An 18435-nucleotide genomic window follows, 5' to 3' on the forward strand; every position below is an offset into this window, starting at 1 on the left:
CCGTGCATTATCTGGTCACCGGGCATACCGGGTTCAAAGGAGCCTGGCTCGCGCTGCTGCTGCTTGGCCGTGGCCATCGAGTCTCGGGTCTGGCCCTCGACCCGGCGGAGGGAAGCCTGTTCGAGCGGGTGGGCCTGGCGGACCAGCTCGTCCGCGACCTGCGGCTGGACATCCGCGACGCCGAGGCCACCGCCGCCGCGGTGGCGGCCGTCGCGCCCGACGCCGTGGTGCACATGGCCGCGCAGGCGCTGGTCCGGGAGTCCTACCGGGACCCGAGGTACACCTACGAGACCAATGCGATCGGCACGCTCAACGTGATCGAGGCTGTCGCGGCCGCCGAATCCGTGCGTGCGCACGTCGTCGTGACCACCGACAAGGTCTACCGCAACGTCGGCCAGCAGGCCGGGTACGTCGAAACCGACCCCCTCGGCGGCGACGATCCGTACAGCGCGTCGAAGGCTATGGCGGATCTGCTGGCACAGTCTTGGATTCGTAGTTTCCCCGGCACGCCGACCGCGATTGCGCGAGCGGGCAATGTCATCGGTGGCGGGGACATCAGTCGTGATCGGTTGTTACCGGACTTGATCGCCGCGTACGCGGGCGGCCAGGCGCCGCAGCTGCGCTTCCCGCACGCGGTGCGCCCGTGGCAGCACGTGCTCGACTGCCTGAACGGCTATCTGACCCTCGTCGACGCGCTGCTGGCCGGCTCGGGGCTGGGCGAGTGGAACTTCGGGCCGGGCCGCGACAGCTTTGTCGAGGTCGGGGAGGTGGCCACGCTGGCCGCCCAGCTGTGGGGCGGCGGCGCGCATTGGGACTTCGACCGCGGTGAGCACCCCCACGAGGCGAACTTGCTGGCGCTCGACGCGGGCAAGGCGCAACGCGAACTCGACTGGCGCAACCGCCTGGCTTTCCGTGATGCACTGGCGTGGACAGTCGATTGGGAGCGGCGCGTGCATGCGGGTGCGGACCCGCTCGCCGTGACCCGGGAGCAGATCGCCGCGTTCGAAAGCGTCGAGTGACCGAATTCGACCTGCCGCCCGAATCGGCCCCTCCGGGACCGCTGATCCGGCTCGTTCGCGATCAGCGCGTGGCATTCGTGCTGGTCGGGGGCATCAACACGGTGGTCGGGTTCGGAATTTTCGTTGCCTGCTCGGAAACCGTAGGGCATGCGGTCGACGTCCGGTTCGGCAAGGTTGCCGGGTCGCTGGTCACCCTCGGGATTGCGCACGTACTGAGCGTGCTGTTCGCGTTCGTGATGCATCGACGGTTCGTGTTCCGGGTCCGCGGCCACGTGCTGCGAGACCTGGCGCGCTTCTGGAGCGTCTATCTCACCGCCGGCGCCATCAATGTCGTTGCCCTGCCTGCCCTGGTGGAACTCGGTCTGAGTCGCATCCCAGCGCAAGCGATCATTCTGGCGTCCACGACGCTGCTGAGCTACTTCGGCCACCGCTACTTCTCGTTCCGGCGAAGTGGGGGTGGCACCCACCCCTCCGATGCCGAGGACGAGCGTCGCGCACCACCTGGCGTTGGCGCGGCTTAGGACGTCGTCGAGGCGGCCGGTTCGTGTGCCTCCGGCGTTGCTGCTGCCTCCACTGGCGCGTCCGGATTTCGCGCGTAAATGACGATGATGATCACCAGTGTCACAAGCCACAGCATCGGCACCAGCGTCGCCGTGGTCAGCACCGTCAGCTCCTGAATCGGCGGGCCGTCCTTCCGGTACAGCAGCACCGTCATCGGGGGGCTCGGCAGCGCGATCGTCGCGAGGGTCAGTGCCGTGGACACGCTCAACCAAACGCCTACGGTGCGGTGGTGGCCGGCGACCGCCGCAAGCCGATCGAGGATCCCGGTGCCAGGCGGACCGTCTGGATCACGCACCAGCAGCGCAGCGATCGGCAGGGCGAACACGAAGTAGTAGCTGATGCTCACCATCGGGAACAGGGCGGCGGTCACCAGCAGCACGATGCCCGCGATGACCGGCGGAATTCGTCGTCCCAGCGCCAGCACGGCGGCGACGACCAGGACGAGGATCACATACCCGATCATCGAGCGCGGACCGGCCAGATAGCCGTCGGGCATTTTGCCGCCGGTCTGCAAGAACATCAGAATGTCCGGCGCCAGCAGCAGCGATCTGCTAAACGACACGTTCGAGGTCGCGACGGCACTGACACTGCCGGCGCCGTAGCCAAGAACGCCGGCCGCCGATTGCACGATGTTGTGCGGAAAGTGTTGCGGCCAAAACAAATACGCGGCGACATTGAGAACGATTGCGCCGCCCAGCGCGATGCCGCCCCACCGCCACTGCCGGACGGCGAACAACACGACTACCAGCACGATGAATTGCGGTTTCAGCAGCGCGGCCAGGATGACCATCACCGCGACAAGTCCCCACCGCTGCCGAACCAGTGCGATCAGAAACACCAGGCCGATCGGGGCCAGGAAGCCGACTGAGTTCGCCCGGTCGATCACCGACCACACCGGGATGGCCGCGGCGCCGCAGGCCACGAAAACCACGATCCGCTCCAGGCCCACAGCGCCGCGGGCCGCCCAGACCGCGGGCGACAGCACCGCGACCGTTAGGGCGAGCAGGTAGCCCAACAGCCCGATCACCGGTGCGCCCAATAGTTTGCCCAGTAGCCCAAAAGCCACCTGCGGAAGCATGCCGGCGGCCGGGTAGTTGTTGACCGCCAGCTGGTGGTAGTCCGGCTGTACGAATATGTCGAATGGCTCCCACGGATTGGCTCGCATCCCGTACATCACTTCGAATGCGTAGTCACTGAAGCAGTGCCGGCCGATGTTCGTGCCCCAGTCGAGGTAGCAATCGGCGTACGGGAAAGCGAGCAACGAAGAGATCACATCGATCGCGAAGTATTGCGTCAGAACAAAACCCGTGAATACCGAAACCGCGGTCGCCAGCAGGATGGTGCCGAGCACGATGGTGCGGGGGGACTGCCCGGTCACGGTCGCAAATCCGTTCCGCAACGCCGTGACCGGACTGCGTCGTGACTTGGTGGGTTGGTTCATCTGCATTCTCCTCGGTTCTGCGCGAAACGAAGCAAAGCAGGGACTTCAACTGCCGCCGGGCAGCCCAGACCCATTGGGTGGCACACTACCGGGTGCGGCGCGTTGCAGGGCAAGGACGAAGGAGATGTTTGCCGCATGTCGAAGCCGTGGTTGGAGAGCATTTCGCGCCGCAGATCCGGCCGGGTCGGCAATGATTGGCACATCGACTGTCGGGAGGGACCATGGGTCTGCCAGTTTCGCACTACGACGTAGGCGTTATCGGCCTTGGCTATGTCGGGCTGACGCTCGCGACGGTGCTGGCCGAGGCTGGCAACAAAGTGATCGGCGTTGAGAAGCGGACCGAGGTGGTCGACCAGACCAACGCCGGGATACCGCACTTCTCCGAGACCGGATTGCAGGACGCACTGTCGCGGGTCGTCGGCTCGGGAAGCCTGGTGGCCGTCGGCCAACTCAGTCCAGATGCGGTGTGCGACACGTACATCATCACGGTCGGCACGCCGCTTTCCAGTGACGGCCTGGTGCGCACCGACATGATCGAGGCAGCCAGCCGCGAGGTCACCGCGAACATGAGCGACGGCGCGCTGGTGATCCTGCGTTCCACTGTCAAAGTGGGGACCACCCGCGAGGTGGTCTCGCCCATCCTCGCCGAGTCCGGCAAACGCTTCGATATCGCCATGTGCCCCGAGCGCACACTCGAAGGCCAAGCGCTGCAAGAACTGCGCGAATTGCCGCAAATCGTAGGCGCGGACGATCCCGCTGTCAGCGACCGCGCCGCCGCCATCTTCCGCCGGCTGACCAACTCCATCGTCCAGGTGTCCAGCCCGGAGACCGCCGAAATCATCAAGCTCGTCGACAACACCTATCGCGACGTGCATTTCGCGTTCGCCAATGAAGTAGCGCGATTGTGTGACGCGTTCGCGGTCAACGCGCACGAGGTGATCTCTTCCGGGAAGCTGGGGTACAAGCGGACGAACGTACCGCTGCCCGGCCTGGTGGGTGGTCCGTGCCTGGAAAAGGATCCGCACATCCTGCTGCAGAGCGCCCGCACCCGCGGCATCGAATTGGAGATCACCAAGGCAGGCCGGCTCGTCAACGAGCGCCAGCCGGCGGAGACCGTCGGATTCGTCAGTGACGAGGTCGCCAGGCGCAACCTGCCTTCGCCGTTGCGAATAGCATTGCTAGGCATGGCCTTTAAGGGCATCCCAGCCACCGACGATCTCCGCGGATCAATGTCCATCAAGGTGCTGGACCAACTGAAGAAGGCTCATCCGGACGCCGAAATTCGACTGTTCGACCCGGTGATCGCGACCGAGCAGCTTACGGCGAGTTTCCCGGACGAGCGCATCTTCGACCGCCTCGGTGATGCGGTCAGTGGCGCGTCCGTCGTGATCATCGGCAACAACCATCCGGAGCTGGGCAGGATTTCGCCACGCACGATCAGCGAGTTCATCGTGCCCGACGGCTTCGTGTTCGACTACTGGAATCACTTCAGCCACTTGCCCTCGTCCGAGCTGGGCAACTCGTACTTTGCGGTCGGCAACAGCAGGGCGGAGCTTTCATGAGCACTCGCGTGGTAGTGACCGGCGGCGGCGGGTTCATCGGCGCGTATCTGGTCAGACGTCTGGTCCGGGACGGCTGGGATGTCGCCGTCATCGACACCATGGTGCGTGGCGAGGCCGGGCGCCTGGCCGAAGTAGCCGACGATATCGAGCTTGTCAGCTGCGACGTCCGCGACCAGGACGCACTCGAACGAGCGTTCGCCGGCGCCGAGGTCGTCATGCATCTCGCGGCGATCAATGGCACCGAAAACTTCTACAAACGCCCAGAGTTGGTGTTGGACGTGGGATTACGCGGTGCGTTGGCGGTGGTCAATGCAGGGCGCAACGCAGGCGTGCCGGATCTGGTGGTCGCCTCCAGCGCGGAGGTGTATCAGACGCCCTCGATAGTGCCCACGCCGGAGACGATTCCGCTGATGCTGCCGGACAGCCTGAATCCCAGGTATTCCTACGGCGGGTCGAAGATCGTCAGCGAGTTGATCGCATTCGACTACGCCCAGGACCATTACCGCAAGGTTCAGGTGTTTCGCCCGCACAACGTGTACGGCCCCGACATGGGCTACAAGCACGTCATACCGCAATTCATCGCCAGGGCCCGGGCAGCGCGCGACGCGACGCCGAGCGGGCCGGCGCCGTTCGAGATCCAGGGCGACGGCACCCAGACGCGCGCGTTCTGCTATGTCGACGACATCGTCGACGGCGTGCTCACCATGTACCAGAACGGTGGTCACCGCGAGATTTTCCACATCGGCAACGACGAAGAGGTGTCGATTCGGGACCTTGCCGGCCGGGTGGCGAAGGCCGTCGGGATCGAGGTGGAGATTCGTCCCACCGAGGAGGCCGAGGGGGGCACCCCGCGCCGGTGTCCCGACATTCAAAAGATGCGCGGGCTCGGCTATCGGCCCGGCGTGGGCCTGGACGAAGGCCTGAAGCGCACGGCCGCTTGGTACCTTCGACACGGCAGCGACGCCGTGACCAACGAGTTGTTGTGAGGTGCCCATGGATCTAGGTTCACGGATTTACGTTGCCGGTCACCGCGGCATGGTGGGCTCCGCAATCACCCGGCGGCTGTTGGGCGAGGGTTTCACCGACATCGTGACCCGCACACACGACGAATTGCCGCTCGACGATCCTGGCGCGGTGGAGGAATTCTTCGCCGCGCAGCGTCCGGAGTACGTCGTCCTCGCGGCCGCGAAGGTCGGCGGGATCGTCGCGAACGCGACCTACGGCGCCGACTTCATCCGGGAAAACCTGAAAATCCAGACGAATGTCATCGACGCCGCATATCGGTACGGCGCACAGAAGCTGCTCTTCCTGGGATCGAGTTGCATCTATCCACGAGACGCCGAGCAACCGATTCGTGAGGATGCACTGCTGACGGGCCCGTTGGAGGAAACCAACCTGCCCTACGCGGTGGCCAAAATCGCCGGCAAGACGATGTGCGATGCCTATCGAAAGCAGTACGGCTTCAACGCATTTACGGTGATGCCGTCAAATGTCTACGGCGTCGGTGACAATTTTCACCCCGAGCATTCCCACGTCGTCGCGGGCATGTTGCGCCGGTTCCACGAGGCCAAAATGGCCGGTGCCGACGAGGTTGTCGTATGGGGGAGTGGCTCGCCGCTGCGTGAGCTCGTCGACGCCGACGATCTCGCCGATGCGTGTGTCCTGCTGCTGCGTTCCTACGACGGTGGCGGAATGATCAATGTTGGTTCAGGTGAGGAGATTTCGATCAGAGACCTGGCTCTGTTGATCAAATCCATCGTCGAGTTCGACGGGCGCGTCGAGTTCGACCGCTCCCGCCCCGACGGCACGCCCCGCAAGATCATGGACAATACGAACCTCACGGCGCTCGGATGGCGGCCTTCGGTGAGCATCGAAGCCGGGCTGAAGAAGATGTACGACTGGTTCCTCGAGTCAGATGCGTTGCGCCTGAGCTGATTAGCGAGGCGTCAACCGGGGCGTGGATCGACAACAACGCATGTGAGCGAAGCGGCCTGCTCAGACGTATCGGCGTGTTAATGTGACGCAGTGCCTTTGTTGGACAATGCCCGTTTGATCGCGCGTGGCGTCTCCCTCGAGGTGCCACGCTATCTTTCTGAGCGGGCCTGGAAGCGCCAGTTCGTCGGCCAGCTCAAATCACGTCAGGTTGACGCCGTGTTGGATGTGGGCGCCAACTCCGGCCAATACGCCATGGGTCTGCGTAAGCGCGGGTACCGGGGGCGCCTTGTCTCGTTCGAACCTCTGGCCGGACCATTTGCCGAGTTGCAGGCCCACGCGTCGAAAGATCCGCTCTGGGACTGCCGGCGGCACGCGCTGGGCGATGTTGACGGAACGATTTCGATCAACGTCGCGGGCAACTCCGGTGAAAGCAGTTCCGTCTTGCCAATGCTGAAGAGCCATCAAGATGTCTTCCCGGCAGCGAATTATGTTGGTGCCGAAGAGGTTTCGATTCACCGGCTGGATACGGTGGCGCCCGAGATGCTGCGGCCGTCGGACCGGATTTTCCTCAAGATCGACGTCCAGGGGTTCGAGAAACAGGTACTCGCCGGGAGCACGGCAACGGTGAACGATCGCTGCGTCGGCATGCAACTCGAACTTTCCTTCCTGCCGTTATATGAAGGCGGAATGCTGATCCGCGAAGCGCTGGACTTGGCGTACTCATTGGGGTTCACCCTGACCGGAATGCTGCCCTGTTTCACCGATATTCGTAACGGCCGGATGTTGCAGGCCGACGGCATCTTTTTCCGTGACGATTCGTGATCAAATGCATAGCGACCCTGCAGCATCAGATCGCGGCCCAGCGCCGGGGGAGGCCCGAGCCCGTATGTCGAGAATCGTGACTCGCGCATGAGCGGACCGATGTTTTCGATCATCGTCCCGACCTGGAAGGCGGCGGCGCACGTCGGTGGCTGCGCCGAGAGTCTGCTGCGCCAGACCTACACCGATTTCGAGCTGGTGGTGGTGGACGGCGCCTCGACGGACGGGACCCTCGATGTCGTGAACAGCTTTGCCTCCGATTTCGGCGATCGGTTGATCGTCCACAGCGAGCCCGACAAGGGCATCTACGACGCGATGAACCGCGGCGTCAGCATGGCGACAGGGCAGTGGTTGCTGTTTCTCGGTTCCGACGACCGACTGCACGACGCGGACACCCTGGCCCGCGTCGCGGCGTTCATCGGCGACAACGAGCCCTGCGACCTGGTGTACGGCGATGTGATCATGGGCTCGACAGGTGCCCGCCACGCCGGCGAATTCGACCTCGACCGGCTACAGTTCGAGACCAACATCTGCCATCAGTCGATCTTCTATCGCCGCGAGCTCTTCGCCGGAATCGGCCCGTACAACCTGCGTTACCCCATCTGGGCGGACTGGGATTTCAACATCCGCTGCTTCTCCAACCCCGCGCTCAACATCCGGTACATGGACATCGTCGTCGCCGATTACAACGACATGACCGGCCTGAGCATGCGCACGGGAACCGACAAGGAGTTCAGAAAGCGGCTGCCGATGTACTTCTGGGTCGGGGCCATGGAAACCGGCAACCGAATGCTCTCGTTCTTCAAGCAAAAGGAAAATCGCCAGCTGGCGGTGCGTGCCTGGCGTACCCGATTGAAGGCCGTCTCGAAGGCCCGGGCGGACAACCCCGGAACGTAATTCGACGGTTACAGGTTGCTGGTCTCGGCGCAGATTCGGTAACCGCGCAAGCCCATTGGGACGAACAGCGCCAGCATGGCGGCGGTCCACAGTACAGTCATCGCCAGCGGCCAGACTATGGGACCGTCGTAGGCCAGTGCCCGCATCGTCTCGATGGGCGGCGATATCGGTTGGAAGCGGACAAACGGCCGAAGCCAATCCGGGAACATTGCGATCGGTGTGGTTCCCGGATTCACGAATGCCAACGTAACCGTGCCGCCCATGATCCAGGTCAACACGGCAGGGCTGGTGGTGCGCAGGACCAGCGCGATCACCAGTGCGGTGAAACCGAGCACCATGATCGACGGAACCAGGATGTAGAGCAGCGCCCCGGCTAACCCGTGTTTGAAGCGCAGTCCCATCACCATTCCCAGCGCGGTGATCAGGACCGTCCCGACGAGCGCGCGCGCGGCCTCCGCGGTGAGTCGGCCGGTGAGCGCGCTGGCCCGGTGCACGGGGAGCACCCACATGCGGCTGAGCAACCCCGACTGGCGATCCATCGTGATGCCGACCGCGTTGCCCAGGGCGCCGAACAATGCGGACAGCACCGCGCAGAACGGGACCAGCCCGTAAAGGCTGTCCACTCCGGTGACTTTGCGCACCTGCTCGCCCAGCACCACTTGGTACAGCAGCAACAGGAAGATAGGCAAGAGCAGGGATCCCATCAGCACCGCTCGGTCGCGCCGCCACCGGATCAGCAGCCGAACGGCTTGCAGCCAGCTCTGACTCAGCAATGAGCCCTGATCTGCGGCATGGGAGGTCACGCGCTGCGCCTCTGCATCCGCACCGTGATCGCCCCGAAGACCAGCACCATCCCGAAACACCAGGCCAGACTGATGATCAGATTGTTGACCAGCAGATGCCCGCTGCCCAGACCACGCAGCGTCTCGGCGACCTGCGAGACCGGCTGGTTGCGTACCCACGGGCGCAACCAGCCGGGGAAGGTCTTCTCAGGGGCGATCCCGGTGGACAGCAGGAACAGCAGCAACTGGGGCACGAACAGCATGTAACTGGCTCCCTGCAACGAGTTCGAACTCGATCCGAGCGCATCGGCACCCAACCCAACCGCCAGGCACAGCAGCAACGCGATGAAAACGAAAGCTATGGCATAGCCCAGCCCGCCCGTCATTCGGAATCCGAAGGCATACCCCGCGACCAGCGCCACCAAAAGTGCTAGGACAGCGCGGATTTGGGTGGCGGCCATGCGTGCGGTCACCGGGGTCGCCGCGGAGATCGGCTGTGTCTTCAAACGCACGCCCAGCCCGCTGAGGTGGTCGCGGATCGCGCGGTCCGCGGTGAGCAGGCCGACGAAGATCATCGATTGGACAACCACGGCGGGCACCAGATATTGCGAATAGGTCACCGGACCGGTGTCGATCAGGCCATGTAGAGCCACGCTGAAACCGGCCAGGTACGCGATCGGCGACAGTACCTCGAAAATCATCTCGCCGTCGCGCGTCGCTGCCACCAGCGACCGTTCGGTGAGAGCGGCCAAAGCGCTCATGATCGGGCGGCGGTCCGTTCGGTGATGTGCAGGAATGCCTCGTCCAAGGACGGCTTCCGCAACGAAATATCGGCGAGTTCGACGCCGAGTGCGTCGACACGGCGAAAGACTTCCGCAAGCGTCGCAACTCCGTCGGGGGCAAGCACCGACACCGAGTTGGTGTCACCGTCGACGTCGATCCCGCTGAGTCCGGTCAGCGCCATCGCGACCTGCGGCAGGTCGTCCGGATTGGCGGGGCTCACCTGGCAGTAGCTGGTGCCCACCCGGCGCTTGAGGTCCTCGGCGGTGCCGCTGGCGATCACCTTTCCCTGGTCGATAACGACGATCGAGTCGCTGAGCACATCTGCCTCGTCCAGGTACTGCGTGGTCAGCAGCACGGTGATGCCTTGCTGGGCCAACGAACTCACCAACGACCAGACGTCGCGGCGGCTGCGTGGATCGAGTCCGGCGGTCGGTTCGTCGAGAAAGAGCACCTTCGGCAGCACCATCAGGGCGCCGGCGAGGTCGACGCGGCGCTGCATGCCACCGGAATACGTGGACACATGGCGGTCGGCGGCCGCGACGAGGTCGAACCGCTCGATCAGCTCGTCGGCGCGGGCCTTTGCCTCACGGCGCCGCAGCCCCCGCATCCTGCCGAACAGCACCAGGTTCTCCCGCGCGGTGAGCAACGAATCCAGCGCGACGAACTGTCCGGTCATCGAGATGCTGGCGCGCACCTTGGCGGGCTGGCGGACGACGTCGTACCCAGCGACCGTAGCGCTGCCGGATGTCGGGCGCAGCAGTGTCGACAGGATGTTGATCGTGGTTGTCTTGCCGGCGCCGTTGTGTCCCAGCAAACCGCAGACGGTCCCGGCCGGAACCGAGAAATTTACGCCGGACAGCGCGGACGTGTTTCCCCCGAAAGTCTTTGTGAGATCTGCAACCTCGATTGCCAGTGGAGACACAGTAGGGAGTATCTCATGTTGGTCCCGGGCACTTGGGCGTATTGGCGGTACCGGACGATTGTCCTCGCGATTGCTATTCAACCGCCACTCCACAATGGGCTGGAGCGCATCGAGGCAAATTGCCTGCAGCGTTCAGCGTTTGCTGCACGCGTAATCCGAGAGGCGAATTAGACCGATTGCCTGGGGATCTCGGCGGTAGCTGCGTCGTCGGGGAATTCGCGGCCCAGCAAAGCGCGTACCAACGGACGCGAACCTTCGGGTCGCAACATCTGACTGGACGGGCGCGGTCGGACTATCTGCGGCCACCAGAACCAACGTCCGAGTAATGCGGCAATGGTGGGAGTCATGAACGAGCGCACGATCAGGGTGTCGAACATCAAGCCCAGGCCGATCGTCGTTCCCACCTGGCCGATGATCCGCAAATCGCTGGACGCCATCGATGCCATCGTGAATGCGAACACCAGACCCGCGTTGGTCACGACTTTGCCGGTACCGCCCATTGCCCGAATGATGCCGGTGTTGATACCGGCGCCAATTTCTTCTTTCATGCGGGACACCAGCAGCAAGTTGTAGTCAGATCCCACCGCCAGCAGCACAATCACCGACATCGGCAGGACCATCCAGTAGAGCTTGATGCCCAAAATGTACTGCCAGATCAGTACCGAAAGCCCAAACGACGAGCCCAGCGAAAGAGCCACCGTACCCACGATGACCAATGCGGCCACAAAACTTCGGGTGATGATCAGCATGATCGTGAAAATCAGGCAGAGCGCGCCAATTCCCGCGATCAAAAGGTCGAATTTCGAACCGTCTTTGAAGTCCTTGAAGGTCGACGCGGTGCCGGCCAGATAGATCTTTGCGTCTTCCAGCGGCGTCGTCTTGAGTGCCTCTTCGGCTGCTGTCTTGATTTTGTCAACGCGCTCAACGCTTTCGGGCGTCGCCGGATCACCTTTGTGGGAGATGATGAACCGGGCTGCCTTCCCATCGGGGGACAGGAATTGATTCATGGCCTTCTGGAAGTCCGCGTTCTTGAAAATCTCCGGTGGCAGATAGAAGGAATCGTCGTTCCGGGAATTGTCGAAAGCCTGTCCCATGGTGGTGGCGTCTTTGTTGTCGACGTCCACCTGGCCGAGGATGCCCGACATAGTGCTGTGCATCGTCAGCGTCGTTTGCTTGAAGAACTCCATCGACGCGATTATTTGTGGGTACTGCTCGAGTAGTTGCGGTAGCAGTACATCCATCCTGTGGAGATCCACCAGCAGGTCTTTGAGTTTATCGCTCAATTCATCGACACCGTCGAGGGTGTCAAAGATCGACCGCAACGACCAGCAGATCGGGATGTCGAAGCAGTGCTTCTCCCAGTAGAAGTAGCTCTTGATCGGTCTGAGGAAATCTTCAAAATCCGCGAAACGATTCCTCAACTCGTACAAGAGTTCGGTCATTTCGTCGGTCTTGGTGATCGACTCGTGGGTCAGCGCCGTAAGTTGCTTCTGCAACTCGTAAAGTCGCCTCATCGACGCCATCTGGATGTCCATCATGTGGACCTGCTCGAGCAAGTCGTCCATGCGGGCCTTCATGTACTTGATGTTTTGTGATTGTGCCGAGTTCTGCATCGCGAGCATGAAGGGTATCGAGGTGTGCTCGATCGGCGTACCCTCGGGCCGGGTGATGCCCTGAACCCGGGCAATTCCGGGAACTTTGAAGATCGCCCTGGCCAGCCGATGCAGGACAATGAAATCGGCCGGGTTGCGCATATCGTGATCGGATTCGATCATCAGAATTTCGGGCAACATCCGCGCCTGGGAGAAGTGCCGGTCGGCGGCCGCGTAGCCGATATTCGCGGGGATGTCGTCGGGCATGTAGAGCCGGTTGTTATAGCTGGTCTGATAGCCCGGCAGCGTCACCAAGCCGACCAGCGCGACGGCGATGGTGGCGATCAGGATGGGTACCGGCCAGCGGACAATGGCCGTGCCGATTCGGCGCCAGCGACCGAAGCGGATCGCGCGGGTGGGATCGAGTAACCCGAAGCGGCCGCCGAGGGTCAGGACCGCCGGAACCAGCGTCAGCGCGATCACGACGGAAATGACCAAGCCGATCGCGCACGGCACACCCATGGTCTGGAAAATGGGCATCCGGGTAAAGCTCAGACACAACATCGCGCCGGCGATCGTCAGCCCGGAACCCAGGACGACGGGGACAACCCCGCGGAAGGTGTTGTAGTAGGCGGTTTCTCGATCTTCGCCGGCCTGACGCGCCTCCTGATAGCGGCCGAAGAAGAAGATCCCGTAGTCGGTTCCGGCCGCCATCGCAAGGGCCACCAACAGGTTGACGGCAAATGTCGACAGCTGCACGAGGCTGTGGTCACCAAGAAACGCGACGATTCCGCGGGCAGCAAGCACCTCGACCCCGACCGTGATCAACAACAGAATCACCGTGATGATCGACCGATAGACAAACAGCAGCACCACGAAAATGATCGCGGCGCCGACCGCGGTCATCTTCAGAATCGATCTGTCACCGGCCTCTTGCATGTCCGAGAACAGCGCCGACGGACCGGTGACATAGGCCTTGATGCCGGGAGGTGGCGGATTCTTGGCGATGATGTCCCGGACGGCGGCAATGGAGTCTTGACCCTGCGTCGTGCCCTGGTTGCCGGCCAGATTCATTTGGACGTAAACGGCCTTGCTATCGGCGCTTTGCGCGCCCGCCGCGGTGAGTCGGTCGCCCCACAGATCCTGTACGTGCTCAACATGTTTCGTGTCGGCCTTCAACAGCCGCATCAACTTGTCGTAGTACTTGTGCGCGCTGTCCCCGAGCTCGTTCTGCCCTTCAATCACGAGCATCACGAAGCTATCCGAGTCGGACTCCTTGAAGACCTTGCCCATCCGCATCATGGCCTGCACCGCCGGCGCGTCTTGCGGCGCCAACGGCACGGAGTGCTCCCGGCCCACCCGCTCCAGCGAGGGAACCGCGAAGGTGACCAGCAGCGTCAGCGCCACCCACCCCAGGATGAAGAGCACCGAAAGGCTGCGGATGGTTCGTGCCACGAACGGCTTCTCGACGGTGGGCGCGGGTTGCTGGGTGGTTACCGGTTCCGTAGTCATGCTCGCCTCACCGCGTTTCCTTCAGCAGCAACGAACGCACCAGCGGGCGTGGCCCCAACGGCCGTAGCATTTGGCTTGCGGGGCGGGTGCGCACTTGTTGCGGCCACCAGAACCAGCGCCCCAGCAGTGCCGCAACGGCCGGTGTCATGAAAGCGCGCACCACCAGGGTGTCGAACATCAGGCCCATCCCGATCGTGGTGCCCAGCTGGGCGATGCTGCGCAGGTCGCTGACCGCCATGGACGCCATCGTGAATGCGAATACCAAACCCGCGTTGGTGACGACTTTTCCGGTTCCCGCCATGGCGCGGATGATGCCGGTGTGGATGCCGGCGGCCAATTCCTCTTTCATCCGGGAAACCAGCAGCAAGTTGTAGTCAGACCCCACCGCCAACAGCACGATCACCGACATCGAAAGAACGGTCCAGTGAATTTGCAGCCCAAGTAAATACTGCCAAACCAGAATGGACATCCCGAAGGAAGCGCCCAATGAAAGCAATACCGTACCGACGATGACCAGCGCAGCGAGAAAGCTGCGCGTCATGATCAGCATGATGATGAAAATGAGGCAGAGCGCGGCGACACCCGCGATCAAAAGATCGAATTTAGCGCCCTCGACCAAGTCCTTGACCACCGCCGCGGTTCCGGTGAGATAAACCTTCGAGTCTTCCAAGGGGGTGCCCTTCAGCGCCTCCTCGGCCGCCGTCCTGATCGGTTCGACGCGGGAAAGCCCCTCGGGTGTTGCCGGATCACCCTTTTGCGAAATCAGCATGCGAGCGTTCTTGCCGTCCGGTGACAAAAAGATCTTCATGACCCGCTTGAAGGTATCCGAGCCGTCGATAATGCTCGGTGGGATGTAGAAACTGTCGTCATTCTTGGAGGTGTCGAAGGCCTGGCCCATGGCATTTGGGTTCTGGCCGCCGTTAACCTCCATCTGACCGATGGTTCCTTCCATGGTGCTGTGCATGGTCAGCATCATGGTCCGCATGCTCTGCATGGTTTCGATCAACTGCGGTATTTGGATCATCAGCTGCGGCAGGAGCGCATCCAGTTTGTCGAGGTCCGCCACGACTTCTCGGAATTTGTCATTGACCTCGTCGACGCCGTCGATCGCGTCGAACACGGATCTGAGTGCAAAGCAGACGGGAATATCATAGCAATGTTTTTCCCAGTAGAAATAACTGCGTAACGGCCTGAAGAAATCCTCGAAATCCGAGACGCGGTTTCGCAAATCCTCGGTGGCCTTCTGGATTTCATGCGTCCGGCCGACCATATCGTGAGTCGTGGCGGTGAGCTCTTTCATCAATTCCAGCATGTGCTGCATCAGCTTGATCATCTTGGCCATTTCTTCGGCCTGTTTCATCATGTCGTTCATGCGGTCTTTTTGGAACGCCATATTTGTCAGCTGTGATGACTGCGACATGCTCATGATGTACGGAATGCTGGTGTGTGCAAGGGGGGTTCCCTCGGGCCGGGTCACGCTCTGAACCGTGGAAACACCCGGGACCGCCAGGATCCCCTTGGCCAATTGGTTCAACACCAGCATGTCCGTGGGGTTACGCAGGTCGTGGTCGGCTTCGACCAGGAGGATTTCCGGCATCATCATTCGCGATTCGGGGAAATGTCGCGCCGCAGCCGCATTTCCTACGCTGGCGGGAATGTCCTCGGGGATGAACTTCTGGTCGTCATAACTTGGGTTGTATCCCGGCAAAGTCAACAGCCCAATCAGGGCGACCGCCAAAGTAGAAATGAAGATCGGCGCGGGCCACCGCACGATCGCCGTTCCTATTCGTCGCCACCCGCGGACCTGGAGCTTTCGTTTCGGTTCGAACAGGCCGAAACGGGCTCCGAGCGCGATCAGTGCCGGCATCAGGGTCAGGGCAACCAGCACGGCGATGGCGATGCCCACCGCGTTAGGCAGGCCCAGTGGCTGGAAATAGGGGAGCCGGGTAAAGCTCAGACAGAGAACGGCCCCGGCGATTGTCAGGCCGGAAGCCAACACAACCTTGGCGACACTGCTGAAAGTCGTATAAAAGGCCGTTTCCTTGTCTTCGCCGGCCTGGCGTGCCTCCTGATATCGCCCGACGAAGAAAATTCCGTAATCGGTACCAGTCGCGATAACCGCGGCGACCAGTAGGTTTACGGCGAAGGTGGTGAGTCCAATAAATCCGTGATAGGCGAGAAATGCCACCATCCCCCGGGACACCGTCAACTGCAACCCGACCATCAGCAACAAAAGGATGACGGTGAAGATCGACCGATAGACCAGCATCAACATAATGAAGATGACGGAAAGGCTGGCCAGGGTGACGGTTGTGACCGTCTCCTGACCCGCCTTGTTCATATCAGCGACGGTCGCGGCGGGGCCGGTGACGTAGACCTTGAGGCCCGGCGGCGCCTTCAAGTCCGCGACAATATTGCGCACTGCCGCGACGGATTCGTCTCCCGCGGATGCTCCCTGAAGGCCGCCGAGGTTGAGCTGCACATACGCGGCCTTACCGTCGATACTTTGCGCGGCGGCCGCCGTGACCGGATCTCCCCAGAAGTTCTGGACATGCTGGACATGCTTCTTGTCGGCCTCAAGCCGGCGGACCAATTCGTCGTAGTACTGGTGGGCATCGTGGCCCAGAGGTTGGTCTCCCTCGAGAACGATCATCGCCAGGGCCCCGGAATTGGATTCCTTGAAATCCTGTCCAAGGCGCGCCATCGCCTTGAACGACGGTGCGTCGACGGGGTTCAGCGATACCGAGTGTCCTTGCTCGACAACCTCTAGCGGGGGGACGCCGATAGTGAAGAAGACGGCCAGACCCAGCCAACCGAGGATGATGAGTATAGAAAACCGGTGGATTGACCGTGCGATGAAGCTTCGCGCGGGCTGCTCCGTGCCAATGCTTTCGTCGCTCATGCCGCCGTCAGCACGCAGTACGTGAAGGCGTTCACCTCATGGGAGACCTTCTCGGACTTGACGGTGCCATCAACGATGATGCGGCAGCCGATGGTGTCGGTATCGCCTTGTGCCACCACGTTTCCCACGATGGACGGCAGTGTGGTCGACAGATCCATCGACCACGGCAGGGTGACGCCGTTGATGTGTTGCGGGTCGGCGTTGACGTCGAAATAGCTGATGTCGGCGACGGTCCCCGGCGCACCGAACACCTCGTACTTCAGATGCTTGGGGTTGAACGGCTTGCTGTCTTTGACGCGGGAGTCGGCGTAGGACTGGCGCTTCTCGGAACCGAATATCCCGTGCAACCGCGACACCGTGAACCCGCCGGCGGTGAGTACCGCGACGATCAACAGTGGAATCCACAGCCGCCCAAGAAGCTTGAGCGCCCCCGCGCCCGCGCCCCGCTTTTCTTTCCGAGCACCATTGGGCGCTTGAGATCCGGACTGACGACCGAACCGCCCGAAGCGGCCGGGGGGCTGGCTCACGCCCTGGCTACCTTCGGTGGCGACGTCGGACCGGGCTCGAACGTCATGTTCGACCACCGCACCCCCTTCAACCCGTTCACGGACTCGCTTACCTCAACCGCTCGGACACTACCCAAACCTCGATCGCACCACACCAGACCTGCGGCGGTCAGCTCAAACGAGCGGCGTTCGGCGAGTGCAACCAGATCTTGATGAGTAAACCATGCGATTGGTCCCGACATCAGATCTTTCGTAACCCGGTACGGGATCGTTACTCGTATGGCGTCAGTGGACGCTATCAATGCGCGGAATCCGTCTGCGCGGCAGGTGTTGTATGCGTCATTGTCCCGGGCAATGGTGATGCATATTACATTCCCGTGCCATCTCGGGCAGAAGTGGTGATCCGCCAAACGTGCGTGCGTGGCCGGCTAACGAAGTCGAAGCGGCTCGCATAGGGGTCTGAGCGCGCGATTTGTCGTCATCGGATCAGCAGCGGGGGATCTGGCTGAGCGGCAAAGCGGAGCGGGGTAGTCGCGCCATGTCATCGGTCGTGGGCGCTGGCAGCTACCGCGCCGCGCCGGTATTTGCTGTGTCCGACCCGCCGTCGATTCCGCTCTGATCTGCGGGTCCACCGCCGAGGGCACGCGACGGTATTCCGGCGCGGCAACTAACGAGCAACGAGAGCGTAACTTGGTCGTTTTCTAAGCGTTGGTAACGTACTCTTGGCGGTCGGCAGACAGCCCCCACCGTCGCTGCAGGTCACTGCACTTCAAGGCGCCAACGTCGGAGCGTTGCGCCTGGCACCGGGTTGCCAACAGGTGTCACGAGTGCTTAACAGATCACACCAGGAACTTTGTCGAAACCTCCGACCGAGCCTGTGGGCCTCCAGTATGGTTTGGAACGATCCCACCTATATCGAGAGAACGCCTGGAGAACTGTGAGCACTAATCCGTTCGACGACGATAATGGCAGTTTTTTCGTGTTGGTCAATGACGAGGAGCAACACAGCCTGTGGCCGACCTTCGCCGATGTTCCCGCTGGATGGCGGGTGGTCTATGGCGAGGCCGACCGTGCGGCGTGTCTCGAGTACATCGAGCAGAACTGGCCGGATATCCGGCCGAAGAGTCTGCGCGAGCGGCTGGCAGCGGGTCGGAGTTTTGATAAGTAAACCGCCTGGGTATGGGGACTCGGGTGGAGCCTTG

At 62.2% G+C, this 18435-nt stretch carries 15 protein-coding genes; 8 read left to right on the forward strand and 7 right to left on the reverse strand.

What is annotated here, in order from left to right; all coding sequences use genetic code 11:
* Positions 1-2 precede the first annotated feature (2 nt).
* Positions 3-1019: a CDP-glucose 4,6-dehydratase gene (rfbG, locus tag MAAFP003_RS11250; protein ID WP_096286930.1), complete on the forward strand. Its 1017-nt coding sequence runs from the start codon at positions 3-5 to the stop codon at positions 1017-1019.
* Positions 1016-1540, forward strand: coding sequence for a GtrA family protein (locus MAAFP003_RS11255; protein WP_096286932.1), 525 nt, complete (start codon positions 1016-1018; stop codon positions 1538-1540). Before rfbG ends, MAAFP003_RS11255 begins: the two co-directional genes overlap by 4 nt.
* Here the strand turns inward: MAAFP003_RS11255 and MAAFP003_RS11260 are convergent.
* Positions 1537-3021 (reverse strand): DUF2029 domain-containing protein, encoded by a 1485-nt coding sequence (locus MAAFP003_RS11260; protein ID WP_133160841.1) that lies wholly within the window; start codon positions 3019-3021, stop codon positions 1537-1539. The genes MAAFP003_RS11255 and MAAFP003_RS11260 overlap by 4 nt on opposite strands.
* Before the next feature lie 221 nt (positions 3022-3242).
* Here MAAFP003_RS11260 and MAAFP003_RS11265 point away from each other — a divergent pair, with 221 nt between their 5' ends.
* From MAAFP003_RS11265 to MAAFP003_RS11285, 5 genes are all read left to right on the forward strand, one after another.
* On the forward strand, positions 3243-4583 hold the full coding sequence (locus MAAFP003_RS11265) for a nucleotide sugar dehydrogenase (protein WP_096286936.1): 1341 nt from the start codon (positions 3243-3245) through the stop codon (positions 4581-4583).
* A complete protein-coding gene (locus tag MAAFP003_RS11270) occupies positions 4580-5569 on the forward strand; it encodes an NAD-dependent epimerase/dehydratase family protein (protein ID WP_096286938.1) in 990 nt (329 codons plus the stop codon). Before MAAFP003_RS11265 ends, MAAFP003_RS11270 begins: the two co-directional genes overlap by 4 nt.
* A 7-nt stretch (positions 5570-5576) precedes the next feature.
* Complete coding sequence (locus MAAFP003_RS11275) at positions 5577-6518, forward strand: GDP-L-fucose synthase family protein (RefSeq protein ID WP_096286939.1); 942 nt, start codon at positions 5577-5579, stop codon at positions 6516-6518.
* Between the two features lie 90 nt (positions 6519-6608).
* A complete protein-coding gene (locus tag MAAFP003_RS11280) occupies positions 6609-7340 on the forward strand; it encodes an FkbM family methyltransferase (protein WP_096286941.1) in 732 nt (243 codons plus the stop codon).
* A gap of 87 nt (positions 7341-7427) precedes the next feature.
* A complete protein-coding gene (locus MAAFP003_RS11285) occupies positions 7428-8234 on the forward strand; it encodes a glycosyltransferase family 2 protein (protein ID WP_096286943.1) in 807 nt (268 codons plus the stop codon).
* A gap of 8 nt (positions 8235-8242) precedes the next feature.
* Here MAAFP003_RS11285 and MAAFP003_RS11290 read toward each other — a convergent pair whose 3' ends face one another.
* The 6 genes from MAAFP003_RS11290 to MAAFP003_RS11315 all read right to left on the reverse strand — a co-directional run bounded on the left by MAAFP003_RS11290 (position 8243) and on the right by MAAFP003_RS11315 (position 17134).
* Positions 8243-9037 (reverse strand): ABC transporter permease, encoded by a 795-nt coding sequence (locus MAAFP003_RS11290; RefSeq protein ID WP_243393874.1) that lies wholly within the window; start codon positions 9035-9037, stop codon positions 8243-8245.
* A complete protein-coding gene (locus MAAFP003_RS11295; RefSeq protein ID WP_096286945.1) occupies positions 9034-9777 on the reverse strand; it encodes an ABC transporter permease in 744 nt (247 codons plus the stop codon). Before MAAFP003_RS11295 ends, MAAFP003_RS11290 begins: the two co-directional genes overlap by 4 nt.
* Positions 9774-10721, reverse strand: a complete 948-nt coding sequence (locus MAAFP003_RS11300) for an ATP-binding cassette domain-containing protein (protein ID WP_096286947.1) — start codon at positions 10719-10721, stop codon at positions 9774-9776. Before MAAFP003_RS11300 ends, MAAFP003_RS11295 begins: the two co-directional genes overlap by 4 nt.
* A gap of 167 nt (positions 10722-10888) precedes the next feature.
* Positions 10889-13825: an MMPL/RND family transporter gene (locus MAAFP003_RS11305; RefSeq protein WP_096286949.1), complete on the reverse strand. Its 2937-nt coding sequence runs from the start codon at positions 13823-13825 to the stop codon at positions 10889-10891.
* 7 nt (positions 13826-13832) lie between these two features.
* Positions 13833-16727 (reverse strand): MMPL/RND family transporter, encoded by a 2895-nt coding sequence (locus MAAFP003_RS11310; RefSeq protein ID WP_096286951.1) that lies wholly within the window; start codon positions 16725-16727, stop codon positions 13833-13835.
* Positions 16724-17134, reverse strand: a complete 411-nt coding sequence (locus MAAFP003_RS11315) for an MmpS family transport accessory protein (protein ID WP_096291064.1) — start codon at positions 17132-17134, stop codon at positions 16724-16726. The genes MAAFP003_RS11310 and MAAFP003_RS11315 overlap by 4 nt, the downstream gene beginning before the upstream one ends.
* 1036 nt (positions 17135-18170) lie before the next feature.
* On the opposite strand from MAAFP003_RS11315, the gene MAAFP003_RS11320 reads away from it, so the two are divergent.
* Complete coding sequence (locus tag MAAFP003_RS11320; protein WP_025735785.1) at positions 18171-18401, forward strand: MbtH family protein; 231 nt, start codon at positions 18171-18173, stop codon at positions 18399-18401.
* Positions 18402-18435 lie beyond the last annotated feature (34 nt).

Source organism: Mycobacterium ahvazicum, assembly GCF_900176255.2.
GTDB classification, from domain to species: Bacteria; Actinomycetota; Actinomycetes; order Mycobacteriales; family Mycobacteriaceae; genus Mycobacterium; species Mycobacterium ahvazicum.